The organism is Streptomyces yunnanensis (genome assembly GCF_029011865.1).
GTDB lineage: Bacteria > Actinomycetota > Actinomycetes > Streptomycetales > Streptomycetaceae > Streptomyces > Streptomyces yunnanensis.
The window spans coordinates 6,282,709-6,295,192 of record NZ_CP095749.1 but is presented as its reverse complement, the minus strand read 5'-3'; the positions used below and the strand labels follow the sequence as shown (position 1 = coordinate 6,295,192).

The following is a 12,484-nucleotide window of genomic DNA, read 5'->3' as shown; positions in this document are numbered from 1 at the left end:
GTCTGCCCCGTCAGCGGTCGTCGCGGTACAGCTGCTTTTTGTCGATGTAGCGCACCACACCGTCCGGTACGAGGTACCAGACCGGATCCCCCTGGGCGACGCGCGCCCGGCAGTCGGTCGAGGAGATGGCCAGCGCGGGCACCTCGACCAGGGACACCGCTCCCTCGGGCAGCCCGGGGTCCGCGAGGACGTGGCCGGGCCGGGTCACCCCGATGAAGTGGGCCAATGAGACCAGCTCCGCCGCGTCGTGCCAGGTCAGGATCTGGCTGAGGGCGTCGGCGCCGGTGATGAAGAACAGATCCGCGTCACAGTGTTGTGCGCGCAGTTCACGCAGCGTGTCTATGGTGTACGTCTTGCCGCCGCGGTCGATGTCGATCCGACTGACGGAGAACTGCGGGTTCGACGCGGTCGCGATGACCGTCATCAGATAGCGGTCCTCGGCCGGTGACACCAGCTTGTGGCTCTTCTGCCACGGGTGCCCCGTGGGCACAAAAACGACCTCGTCGAGGTGGAACTGGCTGGCCACCTCGCTGGCGGCGACCAGGTGTCCGTGATGGATCGGGTCGAATGTGCCGCCCATCACGCCCAGCCGCCGCTTCACGGGCCCTGTGTGCTCTCCCATGCGTGCAGACCCTACTTGGCGGGACGCAGTGCCGGGGGCCGGGTCCGCGGGCTCAGCGGTCGCGGTTGAAGCGCGTGGTGATCCAGAGCAGGAGAAGCAGGATGAAAAGGGCGCTGCCGCCGGTGAGGTACGGGCTCAGGCTTTCGTGCTGGCCGCCCTTCTGCCCGGCTTCGGCGAGGGAGACCAGGGACTGTGCGGCAGAGTGCAGACTCATCGTTGGCAGGACCAATCCGGGCGGGGTTCGGACAGAATCTTCCGCCACATCGTAAGCGCCACGTCACCGCGGGCTCACGCCGACTCCGCCCGAAGGGGCCCGGCCGGCGCCCCGGCCCCTCCCGGTCGGGATCAGTCCTCGTTGCGGTAGCCGCGCAGCAGGATCCAGGCGAGCAGCGCGGCGCCCAGCACGCCGGCGATGATCACGGTGCGCAGAATCCAGCCGGGGCCGCTGTCCTTGGAGGTCTCGGCGACGGCGAGCAGCAGGCTGGAGTGCGGCATGGCGGTGGCTCCCTTTTGTACGGGCCTGACGGGCATCGGTCCGCTCGCCAGCGTACGCCCGGGCATCCATTCGCCTGTCAGTGGCGTCCTCTAGTCTGAATCACACGCAGTCGAACAGGGGGAGGCCCCAATGACGGAGAGCCCAGACGGCGGCGCGCAGGTACCGGGCCGGAACCGCAAGCGGTTCCCCGGTATCTCGTCGCGGTCCTACGAGCACCCGGCGGATCGCTCGGCGCTGGTCGCGCTGCGCAAACTGAGCGGGTTCGACACCGTCTTCAAGACGCTCAGCGGTCTGCTGCCGGAGCGCAGCCTACGGCTGCTCTTCCTGTCGGACTCGGTCCGCGTCGGCGACCAGCAGTTCGCGCATCTCCACGCGATGCTCCGCGACGCCTGCTACATCCTGGACCTGGAGAAGGTCCCGCCGATGTACGTCAATCAGGACCCGCAGCCCAACGCCATGTGCATCGGCCTGGACGAGCCGATCATCGTGGTGACGACCGGCCTGGTCGAGCTGCTCGACGAGGAGGAGATGCGGGCCGTCATCGGCCACGAGGTGGGCCACGCCCTCTCGGGTCACGCGGTGTACCGCACCATCCTGCTGTTCCTGACCAACCTGGCGACCAAGGTCGCCTGGATCCCGCTCGGCAATGTCGCGGTCATGGCGATCGTGACGGCGCTGCGCGAGTGGTTCCGCAAGTCGGAGCTGTCGGCCGACCGGGCCGGCCTGCTCGTCGGGCAGGACCTCCGGGCGTCGATGCGCGGCCTGATGAAGCTGGCCGGCGGCAACCACCTGCACGAGATGAACGTCGACGCGTTCCTCAAGCAGGCCGAGGAGTACGAGTCCGGCGGCGATCTGCGCGACTCCGTGCTCAAGATCCTCAACGTGCTACCGCGCAGCCACCCGTTCACCACGGTCCGCGCCGCCGAGCTGAAGAAGTGGGCCGAGAGCCGCGACTACCAGCGCATCATGGACGGCCACTACCCGCGCCGCGAGGAGGACAAGGACGCCTCGGTCTCCGACTCGTTCCGGGACTCCGCGGCGCACTACGCCGAGTCGGTGCGCACCAGCAAGGACCCGCTGATGGGCCTGGTGCGCGACATCGCCGGCGGCGCCGGGGACCTGGGCGGCAAGCTCCGCGACACGGTCTTCGGCTCGCGCGCCAACGGCGCCGGCGGATCCGACGGCGCTAATGGATCGGATGGCTCGGGGTCGGCTGGGAAGTAGCCGAAAGCTGGCCGCAGAGCGAGGCGTTGGTCCGGCTCCGGGCGTAGGGGTCGGTGCCGGCGGGTCGGTCCGGGCCGGCGTGCTGCCCGGCGAGCAGCGGGCGCAGCACGTCGGCCGGGTCCGAGGAGCAGTTCAGCGGGCCGGCCTGCAGGCTGCTCTGCGTGACGGTCAGGCGGTGGTCGGCGAGGTCGTCCCGGCCGATCCGGAAGTGCAGTTCGCGCCGGACGGTGACGAGCGAGGCGGCGCCCGGGGTCGGTGTGCCGGTGTGCTGCCCGGCGTCGTCCGGCGGGGCGCCGGGGGCCGGCCGGACGGCGTAGACGAAGGTGTAGTCGGCGGTGATGTCGAGGGTGTCCGCGCTCAGTTCCGTCGCGCTCAGCGTGCCGTCGACGCGGACGTCGCGGTCGGCGAGTTCGACCCGCTTCGGGTCGAAGCGGACCAGCCAACCGGTCGCCGCGTAGCGGCCGTTGTCGTCGGGGTGCGCCAGACTCCGGTCGAACTGGTCGAGTTGGCCGGTGTCCAGCAGCAGCCTGACGGGGCGTACGGCGCCGCCGGTGAGGGTGGCCGGATCCACCGACGAGCGCACGAGGTAGTCCTTGGCGATGGTCATCGCGGTGACGATCTGGCCGTCGGAGAAGTGCGCACTGCGCTGGACGGCGGGGAGGTTGATGCCGGCCGCGCCGATCCGGTAGTCGGCCGCCGGGCTGTGCGAGAAGAGGTCCTCGGGGGTCGCGCCCGGCACCGTTCCGGGCGGCGCCAGCGGCACCACGGAGGACCGCAGCGGCTGGGACCGGGCCGGCTCGGGGGCCTTGTACGGGTGGCGTACGCCCATGTAGACGGCGGTGCCGAAGGCCAGCACGATCAGCAGCACCAGCAGGACCGCCTGCCGGGATCCGCCCAGCCGCAACCACGCGTGGCGGGTCTTCACCGCCGGGGCGTGATGCTCGCCCAGCCGCTCGTCGGCGGAGAACTCCTGCAGCCGCGCCGCGCGGATGAACCGCTCGTCGAAGACCACGGATCGGTACTCGTCGTCACCGCCTCCCGGGGCGCCGTCAGGCATCCCTTCAGGAGGGTCACCAGGCCCGGTCATACAACAAGGGTAGGTCTGAGCGGGCCCACGTAAACGCCGGAGGACGCGGCAACTTCGGCTCAGCGCGTCCCGGGGCCCGCGGAGAACGACGGACGCAGTCGTTCGGCGGGGCCGGCCGTGGGCACGCCGGGGTTCGGCACTCCGGGACGGGGGGTGCCGAGGTCGTCCTGGCCGCCCCTGACCGGCGCGCCGGGGGACGGCGCGTCGACGCCGCTGGAGCTGGCCGGCGGCGCGGGGCTCTGGCCGCGGCCGGAGGCGCCCCGGTAGACGGCGCTGAAGGCCAGCGCCACCAGCCCGACACCCATCACCACGGCCAGCACCCAGGCGATGGGACGGTGCCAGCGGACGGCGCCGTGGTACGGGCGCAGGGAGCCGCCGTAAGGGCCGTACGGGCCGTAGGCGTCGCGATTACCGGGGTGGTCGTCGAGCTCCCCGTGGTCGTGGTCGTAGTCGTCGTCCGGGCCGAAGCCGCCGCCCGGTCGGGCGGCCGCCTCGGCTTCCGCACGCGCCTCGGCGGCGGCCAACATCCGCTCGACCGCCGAGGGCTCGTGGACCGTCGCGGCCCGTACGAATTCCTCGTCGAAGACCACGGAAGCGAACTCCTCGTCCGCTCGTCCGTGGCTCCCGTGGTGGTGCTCGTCGGGCTCTTCGCCGTCCGGGAACGGCGTGCCCCCCGCGTCGTCCGGCACCCGTCCAGGGTAGCCCCGGCCGGCCCGTTTGGGCAGGGAGAAGAGCGGCCGGATACCGGGCGGAACGGGGCCCTCCGCGAGGGGCGTCAGCGGGTGTGGCCGTCGCCGGTGACGATGTACTTCGTGGACGTCAGCTCCGGCAGGCCCATGGGGCCGCGGGCGTGCAGCTTCTGGGTGGAGATGCCGATCTCGGCGCCGAAACCGAACTGGCCGCCGTCGGTGAAACGGGTCGAGGCGTTGACCGCGACCGTCGTGGAATCCACCAACTGGGTGAAGCGGCGGGCGGCGGCCTGCGAGCCGGTGACGATGGCCTCGGTGTGGCCGGAGGTCCAGCGCCGGATGTGCGCCACCGCCGCGTCCAGGTCGGGCACCACGGCGGCCGCGATGTCGTACGAGAGGTACTCGGTCGCCCAGTCCTCGTCGGTCGCCGGGGCGACCAGGCCGGGGCCGGCCTGCTGCCAGGCGGCGTCGCCGTGCACCACCACGCCGGCCTGGGTCAGCGCCTCCAGGGCGCGCGGCAGGAACTTCTCGGCGATGCCGGCGTGCACCAGCACCGTCTCGGCGGCGTTGCACACACTGGGGCGCTGGGCCTTGGAGTTGACCAGGATGTCGATCGCCATGTCGAGGTCGGCGGCCTCGTCGACGTACACGTGGCAGTTGCCGGTGCCGGTCTCGATCACCGGGACGGTGGACTCCTCGACGACCGTGCGGATCAGGGCGGCGCCGCCGCGCGGGATCAGCACGTCGACCAGGCCGCGGGCGCGCATCAGCTCGCGCACCGAGTCACGGCTCTCGCCGGGGACCAACTGGACGGCGTCGGCCGGCAGTCCGGCGCTCTCCACGGCGCCGCGCAGGACCTCCACCAGGGCGCTGTTGGAGGCGTACGCGGAGGACGAGCCGCGCAGCAGGACGGCGTTGCCGGACTTGAGGCAGAGGGCGGCGGCGTCCACGGTGACGTTGGGCCGGGCCTCGTAGATGATCCCGATCACGCCGAGCGGGACCCGGACCTGGCGCAGGTCGAGGCCGTTGGGCAGGGTCGAGCCGCGCACCACCTCGCCGACCGGGTCGGGCAGCGCGACGACCTTGCGGACGTCGTCGGCGATGGCCGCGATCCGCTCGGGGGTGAGGGTGAGCCGGTCCACGATCGACTCGGCGGTGCCGGCGGCCCGGGCCTTCTCGATGTCCTGGGCGTTGGCCGCCACCAGTGCGTCGGTCTGTGCCACCAGGGCGTCGGCGATGGCGAGCAGCGCCCCGTCGCGGGCCGTGCGCGGCAGCGGGGCCAGGACGGCGGCCGCCTCCTTGGCACGGCGGGCGGTGTCGAGGACGGGCGAGGACTGGGATGCGCTGCTGGTCATGGCCGCAGCCTAGCGCCGCGCCGGGCGGCGACCACGACCGATTCCACAGAGCGGGACGCCGGTCACACCGGCGGCCGGGCCTGTGGACGCCGCCGCGGACCGCGCCCTGACCCGTAGGACACGGCCCGGGAGCCCTAGTAGGGATGCACCCCGACCGGCGAGGCCGGTGGCGGCCCGTAGCCCTCCGCGACGCGCTGGTGGTACGTCTCCCGGTCGATGACCTCCAGGCCGACGATCTCCCAGGGCGGCAGTTTGGCCGTCGAGCGGTGCTCGCCCCACAGTCGGAGCGCGACCGCCGCCGCGTCGTGCAGGTCCCGGGCCTCCTCCCAGTAGCGGATCTCGGCGTGGTCGTTGGCGTAGCGGCTGGTCAGCAGGAAGGGGTGGTCGTGGGCGAGCTGTTCGAGCGCCCGGCGGACCTCCTTCAGCGGGGCCTCGGCACCGGAGACGCTGAGGGTGACGTGCCACAGCCGGGACACCTCCCTGCGCTCGCCCTCTCGCGCCCGCGGTGCCGTCCGGTCCCGCTCCGCCCGCCGGTCGTCCGCCGGCCGGCCGGCGCTCCCGACGCTGGTCAGTGTGCGCTCCGCCGTCCCTCGGGCCGGAGCCCCTGGGCGCCCTCGTGTCACCGGCGGCCTCCTGTGATGCGAATCGCTCCGCCCCCCTGGGGTGCGGAGCCGAATGGTGCGGTCGTCCTTCGGCGTGAAGCGCTCGCGCGCTGCGGGCGCCGCTCCCGCGGCGCCCCCGCAACAAAGTTGACCAGCCCGCGGCCGCTCGCGGGGTCATTTTGCCGAAGGTCCCCGGTGAAAGGCTGATGAAGGCCGCTCCCGTGGTGACCCGCGCGACGGTCCCCGACAACCGGGTCAGTGGTGCAGCAGCACCAGGTCGTCGCGGTGCACGACCTCGCGCTCATACGCCGGTCCCAGCTCGCGGGCCAGATCCCGGGTCGAACGACCAATCAATCGGGGGATTTCGCGGGCGTCGAAGTTGACGAGCCCCCGAGCGACCGCGTGACCGCCCGCGTCCCGCAGCTCGACCGGGTCCCCGGCGGAGAACTCGCCCTCGACGGCGGAGATCCCGGCGGGCAGCAGCGAGGAGTTCCGTTCGACGACGGCCCGCACCGCGCCGTCGTCCAGCACCAGGGCGCCCTGCGGTGTGGAGGCGTGCGCGAGCCACAGCAGCCGGTCGGCTGAGCGGCGGCCGGTGCGCAGGAAGTGGGTGCCGGTGGTGGCGCCGGCCAGTGCGTCGGCGGCGTGCACGGCGGAGGTGAGCACGACCGGGATGCCGGCCGCGGCCGCGATCCGGGCCGCCTCCACCTTGGTGACCATGCCGCCGGTCCCGACGCCGGACTTCCCGGCGCTCCCGATGGAGATGCCCGTCAGGTCCTCGGGCCCGCTGACCACCTCTATCCGCGAGGTGCCGGGGGTGGCCGGGTCACCGTCGTAGAGGCCGTCCACGTCGGAGAGGAGGACCAGCAGGTCGGCGCGGACGAGGTGGGCGACGAGGGCGGCCAGCCGGTCATTGTCGCCGAAGCGGATCTCGTCGGTGGCGACGGTGTCGTTCTCGTTGACGATCGGCACCGCGCCCATGGCCAGCAGCTGGTCGAGGGTGCGGCAGGCGTTGCGGTAGTGGGCCCGGCGGCTGGTGTCGTCGGAGGTGAGCAGCACCTGGCCGACCCGGCGGCCGTAGCGGGCGAAGGAGGCGGTGTAGCGGGCGACCAGCAGGCCCTGGCCGACGCTGGCGGCGGCCTGCTGGCGGGCGAGGTCCCCGGGTCGGCGCTCCAGCCCCAGGGGGGCGAGGCCGGCGGCGATGGCCCCGGAGGAGACCAGCACGATCTCCTTGTCCTGGTACTTGGCGAGGACGTCCACCAGGGCGTCGACCCGGTCCGCGTCCAGTCCCCCGGTGGCCGTGGTCAGCGAGGACGAGCCGACCTTCACCACGATCCGGCGGGCGTCTTCCACGTCCTGCCTGTGCCCTGCCACCTGCATACCCCTGTGTTCGCCCGTGCTCGTCCGTGTTCGGCTGTGCCAGCCGATGCATTTAGCCGTACGGAATCCGTACAGCGGCAATCTACGGCAGCACCCCCTGCGGATGCCTCGTCATATCGCCTGGCGGACGCCCCCGCGGACACCGGGATCCGTGAATTCCGAGTTGAGGCTGAAAAAATTAAGACGGATATTGGCGCTCGAAGGTTGCGTTCGATTGGTCCGTTTCGCGGTGAAGAGAGCCACATCAGATTGGCACCAAGGCCAACGAGGTCATACGGTCGGGTGTCCATCGGTCCCGTTTCGTCGCCTCGGCGGCGTCGCAGCGCGGGACCCGGCCGCCGTCCCCGGCCTCCCCCATGACCTTTCTGCTGCCAGGAGCCCTCTCCCGTGCCTTCCGCCGGAATCGCCCCCAGACGAGCCGTCCAGCTCGCGGCGCTCTTCGCGATGATGGTCGCGTTCACCGCCCAGCTGATCGGCGCGCTGCTGCCCGTCATTCCGCTGTTCATCGCAGCGTCAGTGGTCAACCTGGGGCTTGACCTGGTCCTCCAGCACCAGCAGCCGGCCCTGCTCGCCCTGCTCGGCCGGATCCGCTTCGACGTGACGGTACGTCAACTGCTCCGGGACATACTGATGTTGGTCGGCCTGCTGCACATCGACGGCATCAACCCCCTGGAGGAGCAGGCCCCCCTCACCATCACCCTGCTCGCCTTCTACGGCACCCACTTCGTGTGCCAGGCGGTCGCGGTCCTGGTCCGCCGCTCCCGGAGCCTGCCGTTCGTCACCCGCAACATCGACGCGAGCGCGCTGGGACTCGCCGACGCCCCGCCGCGGCTCCTCTACCGCCAGACGGGCCGGCGGCTGCTGCGCTTCTCGGTGCCCACCACGACCGGAATGATGATCACCGCGGTCACCGGCAACGTCTTCTGGGGCGGCATCGGCATCGGCGTCGCCCTGCTGCTCTCGGCCGGCGGCACCCTCTACTTGAGCAGCTGGCTGCTGCCCGGCAAACAGGTCGTCGGCGAGCAGCGCGCCCTGGCCTGGCTGGACAACTGGCTGGCCGCCTACCGGCCGACGGTCGGCATGTACTTCTCCGGCGGCGTCACCTCCGCCTACCAGGCCAACATGTGGCTCGACACCCTGGCCGGGCTGGACGGCAAGCCGATCATCATCCTCCGCGAGCGGTTCATGGTGCAGAAGATCGAGGCCACCGACATCCCGATCGTCTGCATCCCCAAGGTCGCCCACCTCATGCGGCTGGAGCACTCCACCCTCAAGGCACTGCTGCACCCGGCGAACTCCGGCAAGACCTCGCAGATCCTGCGGATCCCCTCCATCAAGCACGCCTTCATCAACCACGGCGAGAGCGACAAGCTCTCCTCCTGCAACCCCTACGCCAAGGCGTACGACGAGGTGTGGGTGGCCGGCCAGGCGGCCCGGGACCGCTACCAGCTCGCCGACATCGGCATCGAGGACAAGGACGTCGTGGAGGTCGGCCGCCCCCAACTGACGCCGATCCGGCCCTACGAGGGCGCCCCGATCGGCCGGTACACCACCGTGCTCTACGCTCCCACCTGGGAGGGCTGGGACGGCAATCCGGGCAACACCTCGGTGATCCTGGCCGGCGAGAACCTCGTCCGCGCGCTGCTCGCCGACCCCTCGGTCCGGCTGCTCTACAAGCCGCATCCGATGACCGGCTCGGTGGACCCGCGGGCGGGCGCCGCCGACATCCGCATCCAGGCCATGATCGCGGCGGCCAACGCCCGGCGCGGCGGCGCGCTGCCCGGCCCGGAGGCCACCGCCGAACTGGCCCGCCGCACCGCCGAACTGGACCGGCTGACCACCGCCGACTTCCGCAAGAGCGCCGACGAACTGGAGCGGATGCGGCTGCAGGGCACCCCCGAGCAGGGCCACGCGGCCGCCGTAGAGGCCGCGGTCACCGCCTGGGAGGAGGCGTACTGGGACGCCTTCCCGGAGTGGGAACACCGCGTCATCACCACCGTGCGCCCCGGCATCTTCGCCTGCTTCAACGAGGCGGACCTGCTGATCAGCGACGTCTCCAGCGTGGTCTCCGACTACCTGACCAGCGAGAAGCCGTACGCCGTCGCCAACACCTCCGGGATGGCCGAGGACGACTTCCGCGCGCAGTTCCCGACCGTGCGGGCGGCCACCATCCTCACGCCCGACGGCTCCGGGGTGCCCGCGCTGCTGGAATCGGTCCGCGACCCGGAGCGGGACGTCCTGGCCGCGGCCCGCGCCGAGCTCAAGGAACACCTGCTCGGGCCGTCCGACCCGCCCTCGACGGTCCGCTTCAACGAGGCCGCGGTGGAGCTGTGCGCCCGGGCCGACGAGCGGCGCCGGCGGATGGAGAACCGGCTGTCCGGGATCCCCGTCCAGCGCTCGCAGCAGGCCACGACCGCCGCCGGGACGGCCCGGCCGGGCTCCGGTGACGCCTCGGACTCCCCCGCCGCCGTCTAGCCCGCAGCGGGCCTTCCACGGCCCCGCACACCGCACGCAGGCCCCGGGAGAAGCACTCCTCCCGGGGCCTGCGTGCGGTGTGCGGCTCCGGCCCGACGGGTCGGAGCGCGCCTGCGGACACTGCCTAGAACGGCGAGAAGCCGTCGTACTCGCCCTGCGCGTCGTCGCGCGCCGCGTCGCGGTCGCGGCGACGCTGGGAGGCCGGGCGCGGGGCCTCGAACCGGTGGTCCTCGCCACGGCGGCCGAGCATCTCGGCGCCGGCCGACATCGACGGCTCCCAGTCGAAGACCACGGCGTTGTCCTCGGGGCCGATCGCCACGCCGTCCATGGCGCGGGCGCCCGCCTTGAGGAGCGCGGCCTCCACACCGAGGCGGTTGAGCCGGTCGGCAAGGTAGCCGACGGCCTCGTCGTTGTTGAAGTCGGTCTGGCGGACCCAGCGTTCGGGCTTCTCGCCGCGGACGCGGAAGAAACCGTCGCCCTCCTGCGTGACCGTGAAGCCCGCGTCGTCGACCGCCTTGGGGCGGATCACGATCCGGGTGGCCTCCTGGACCGGCTTGGCGGCGCGCGCGGTGGCGACGATCTCCGCCAAGGCGTAGGACAGCTCCTTGAGGCCCTGGCGGGCGACCGCGGAGACCTCGAACACGCGGTAGCCGCGCGCCTCCAGGTCCGGGCGGATCATGTCGGCGAGGTCCTTGCCGTCCGGGATGTCGATCTTGTTCAGCACGACCACCCGCGGCCGGTCGCCGAGGCCGCCGTACTGGCCCAGCTCCTCCTCGATGGCGTCGAGGTCGGAGACCGGGTCGCGGTCCGACTCCAGCGTGGCGGTGTCCAGGACGTGGACCAGCACCTCGCAGCGCTCGACGTGCCGCAGGAACTCCAGGCCCAGGCCCCTGCCCTGGCTGGCGCCGGGGATCAGGCCGGGGACGTCGGCGATGGTGTAGACCGTCGCACCGGCGGTCACCACGCCGAGGTTGGGCACCAGCGTCGTGAAGGGGTAGTCGGCGATCTTCGGCTTGGCGGCCGAGAGGACCGAGATCAGCGAGGACTTGCCGGCGCTCGGGTAGCCGACCAGCGCGACGTCCGCGACGGTCTTCAGCTCCAGCACGATGTCCCGGCCCTCGCCGGGCTCACCGAGCAGCGCGAAGCCGGGGGCCTTGCGGCGGGCCGAGGACAGCGCGGCGTTGCCCAGGCCGCCCCGGCCGCCCTGGCCGGCCACGAACCGCGTGCCCTGGCCCACCATGTCGGCCAGCACCTCGCCGTTCCCGTCCAGGACGACCGTGCCGTCGGGCACCGGCAGGATCAGGTCCGTGCCGTTCTTGCCCTCGCGGTTGTCGCCCGCGCCCGGCTGGCCGTTGGTGGCCTTGCGGTGCGGGTGGTGGTGGTACTCAAGGAGCGTGGTGACGTCCTGGTCGACGACCAGGATCACATCACCGCCGCGGCCGCCGTTGCCGCCGTCGGGGCCGCCGAGCGGCTTGAACTTCTCCCGGTGTACGGAGGCGCAGCCGTGGCCTCCGTTACCCGCGGCGACGTGCAGCTCGACGCGGTCCACGAAGGTGGTCATGGTGAGGATGCCTCCAGATCAGCGGGGTTGTCGTGCGTGGCCGTGCCGGTGATGACGTGCGCACGGCGGATGTGTCTTGTTCTTGTTCATAACGCGCAAGGGCGGACCGGTCTTCCCGCGTGACGCGGGAAGAGGCGGTCCGCCCCTGACGTGCTGTCGACGTGTGTCGTCTCCGGCCGAATTACTCGGCGATCGGGACGATGTTCACGACCTTGCGGCCGCGGAAGGTGCCGAACTGCACCGCACCGGGCTGCAGGGCGAACAGGGTGTCGTCGCCACCGCGGCCGACGCCCGTGCCCGGGTGGAAGTGGGTGCCACGCTGGCGGACCAGGATCTCACCGGCGAGGACGGCCTGACCGCCGAAGCGCTTCACGCCGAGCCGCTGAGCATTGGAATCGCGACCGTTCCGAGTGGACGATGCGCCCTTCTTGTGTGCCATGTCTCCTCAGTCCCTTACTTCGCCGGAGCGTCGATGCCGGTGATCTTCAGCGCCGTGTGGAGCTGGCGGTGGCCGATCCGCTTCTTGTAACCGGTCTTGTTCTTGTACTTCTGGATCCGGATCTTGTCGCCCTTGTGGTGGTCGACGACCTCGGCCTGGACCTTCACGCCGGCCAGGACCCACGGGTCGCTGGTGACCGCGTCACCATCGACGACCAGCAGCGTGGAGAGCTCGACGGTGTCGCCGACCTTGCTGGTGGACATGCGGTCAACTTCGATGACGTCGCCAACAGCAACCTTCTGCTGGCGCCCGCCGGTGCGCACGATCGCGTACACGCGGAACTCTCTCTCGCTAGGTTTCGATCCTCTGATGCCAGCTGCTCTCACGGGCTCAGGGACGTCCCGTGGAATCCGACCCGTGCATGACGAGTGGGACGAGCGGCCTCCCTCGGCAGGGCCGAGAGGTGTGTGCTCAGAAGGGGTGGTGTCACACAGACACCGACGGTCAAGGTTACGGGGCCTCGACCAGGGGGTCAAACCGGCCCCGGACCGCCT

General features: G+C 71.6%; 13 protein-coding genes. 2 read left to right on the top strand and 11 right to left on the bottom strand.

Translation table 11 applies throughout. The annotated features are described in order from the left end of the window. Positions 1-10: 10 nt before the first annotated feature. The 3 genes from nadD to MOV08_RS27425 form a co-directional block, all read right to left on the bottom strand. Positions 11-622 carry a nicotinate-nucleotide adenylyltransferase gene (gene nadD / locus MOV08_RS27435; protein ID WP_275309248.1) on the bottom strand — a complete coding sequence of 204 codons (612 nt, stop codon included), beginning with the start codon at positions 620-622 and terminating at the stop codon, positions 11-13. 52 nt (positions 623-674) lie between these two features. Then, positions 675-836, bottom strand: coding sequence for a hypothetical protein (locus MOV08_RS27430; RefSeq protein WP_039636459.1), 162 nt, complete (start codon positions 834-836; stop codon positions 675-677). 131 nt (positions 837-967) lie between these two features. Then, positions 968-1,117, bottom strand: coding sequence for a hypothetical protein (locus MOV08_RS27425; protein ID WP_203232577.1), 150 nt, complete (start codon positions 1,115-1,117; stop codon positions 968-970). A 130-nt stretch (positions 1,118-1,247) separates the two neighbouring features. Between MOV08_RS27425 and MOV08_RS27420 the strand changes: the two genes are divergently transcribed. Next, positions 1,248-2,342, top strand: a complete 1,095-nt coding sequence (locus tag MOV08_RS27420) for a M48 family metallopeptidase (RefSeq protein WP_039636457.1) — start codon at positions 1,248-1,250, stop codon at positions 2,340-2,342. On the opposite strand, the gene MOV08_RS27415 is transcribed toward MOV08_RS27420, so the two are convergent. The 5 genes from MOV08_RS27415 to proB all read right to left on the bottom strand — a co-directional run bounded on the left by MOV08_RS27415 (position 2,305) and on the right by proB (position 7,455). Further along, positions 2,305-3,429: an SCO2583 family membrane protein gene (locus MOV08_RS27415; RefSeq protein WP_039636455.1), complete on the bottom strand. Its 1,125-nt coding sequence runs from the start codon at positions 3,427-3,429 to the stop codon at positions 2,305-2,307. The two genes, MOV08_RS27420 and MOV08_RS27415, sit on opposite strands and share 38 nt — an antisense overlap. A 59-nt stretch (positions 3,430-3,488) precedes the next feature. Then, complete coding sequence (locus MOV08_RS27410) at positions 3,489-4,118, bottom strand: SCO2584 family spore wall biosynthesis protein (RefSeq protein WP_275309247.1); 630 nt, start codon at positions 4,116-4,118, stop codon at positions 3,489-3,491. Between the two features lie 86 nt (positions 4,119-4,204). After that, positions 4,205-5,473, bottom strand: coding sequence for a glutamate-5-semialdehyde dehydrogenase (locus MOV08_RS27405; protein WP_039636451.1), 1,269 nt, complete (start codon positions 5,471-5,473; stop codon positions 4,205-4,207). Positions 5,474-5,607: 134 nt separating this feature from the next. Then, entirely contained in the window at positions 5,608-6,096 is a 489-nt protein-coding gene (locus MOV08_RS27400; RefSeq protein WP_039636449.1) for a hypothetical protein, read from the bottom strand. A 234-nt stretch (positions 6,097-6,330) separates the two neighbouring features. Next, a complete protein-coding gene (gene proB, locus MOV08_RS27395; protein ID WP_420834221.1) occupies positions 6,331-7,455 on the bottom strand; it encodes a glutamate 5-kinase in 1,125 nt (374 codons plus the stop codon). A gap of 387 nt (positions 7,456-7,842) precedes the next feature. Between proB and MOV08_RS27390 the strand changes: the two genes are divergently transcribed. Then, complete coding sequence (locus MOV08_RS27390) at positions 7,843-9,930, top strand: membrane protein (protein ID WP_039636447.1); 2,088 nt, start codon at positions 7,843-7,845, stop codon at positions 9,928-9,930. Positions 9,931-10,054: 124 nt separating this feature from the next. On the opposite strand, the gene obgE is transcribed toward MOV08_RS27390, so the two are convergent. From obgE to rplU, 3 genes are all read right to left on the bottom strand, one after another. Next, complete coding sequence (gene obgE / locus MOV08_RS27385; RefSeq protein ID WP_039636445.1) at positions 10,055-11,491, bottom strand: GTPase ObgE; 1,437 nt, start codon at positions 11,489-11,491, stop codon at positions 10,055-10,057. Positions 11,492-11,672: 181 nt separating this feature from the next. Then, positions 11,673-11,930 carry a 50S ribosomal protein L27 gene (rpmA, locus tag MOV08_RS27380; RefSeq protein ID WP_039636444.1) on the bottom strand — a complete coding sequence of 86 codons (258 nt, stop codon included), beginning with the start codon at positions 11,928-11,930 and terminating at the stop codon, positions 11,673-11,675. A gap of 14 nt (positions 11,931-11,944) precedes the next feature. Further along, on the bottom strand, positions 11,945-12,265 hold the full coding sequence (gene rplU / locus MOV08_RS27375; RefSeq protein WP_039636442.1) for a 50S ribosomal protein L21: 321 nt from the start codon (positions 12,263-12,265) through the stop codon (positions 11,945-11,947). Positions 12,266-12,484: the final 219 nt, after the last annotated feature.

What these genes read in the sequence shown, in the direction of transcription:
- nadD (WP_275309248.1), bottom strand. Translation starts at nt 622, where the DNA reads ATGGGAGAGCACACAGGGCCCGTGAAGCGGCGGCTGGGCGTGATGGGC.
- MOV08_RS27430 (WP_039636459.1), bottom strand. Translation starts at nt 836, where the DNA reads ATGAGTCTGCACTCTGCCGCACAGTCCCTGGTCTCCCTCGCCGAAGCC.
- MOV08_RS27425 (WP_203232577.1), bottom strand. Translation starts at nt 1,117, where the DNA reads ATGCCGCACTCCAGCCTGCTGCTCGCCGTCGCCGAGACCTCCAAGGAC.
- MOV08_RS27420 (WP_039636457.1), top strand. Translation starts at nt 1,248, where the DNA reads ATGACGGAGAGCCCAGACGGCGGCGCGCAGGTACCGGGCCGGAACCGC.
- MOV08_RS27415 (WP_039636455.1), bottom strand. Translation starts at nt 3,429, where the DNA reads ATGACCGGGCCTGGTGACCCTCCTGAAGGGATGCCTGACGGCGCCCCG.
- MOV08_RS27405 (WP_039636451.1), bottom strand. Translation starts at nt 5,473, where the DNA reads ATGACCAGCAGCGCATCCCAGTCCTCGCCCGTCCTCGACACCGCCCGC.
- proB (WP_420834221.1), bottom strand. Translation starts at nt 7,455, where the DNA reads ATGCAGGTGGCAGGGCACAGGCAGGACGTGGAAGACGCCCGCCGGATC.
- obgE (WP_039636445.1), bottom strand. Translation starts at nt 11,491, where the DNA reads ATGACCACCTTCGTGGACCGCGTCGAGCTGCACGTCGCCGCGGGTAAC.
- rpmA (WP_039636444.1), bottom strand. Translation starts at nt 11,930, where the DNA reads ATGGCACACAAGAAGGGCGCATCGTCCACTCGGAACGGTCGCGATTCC.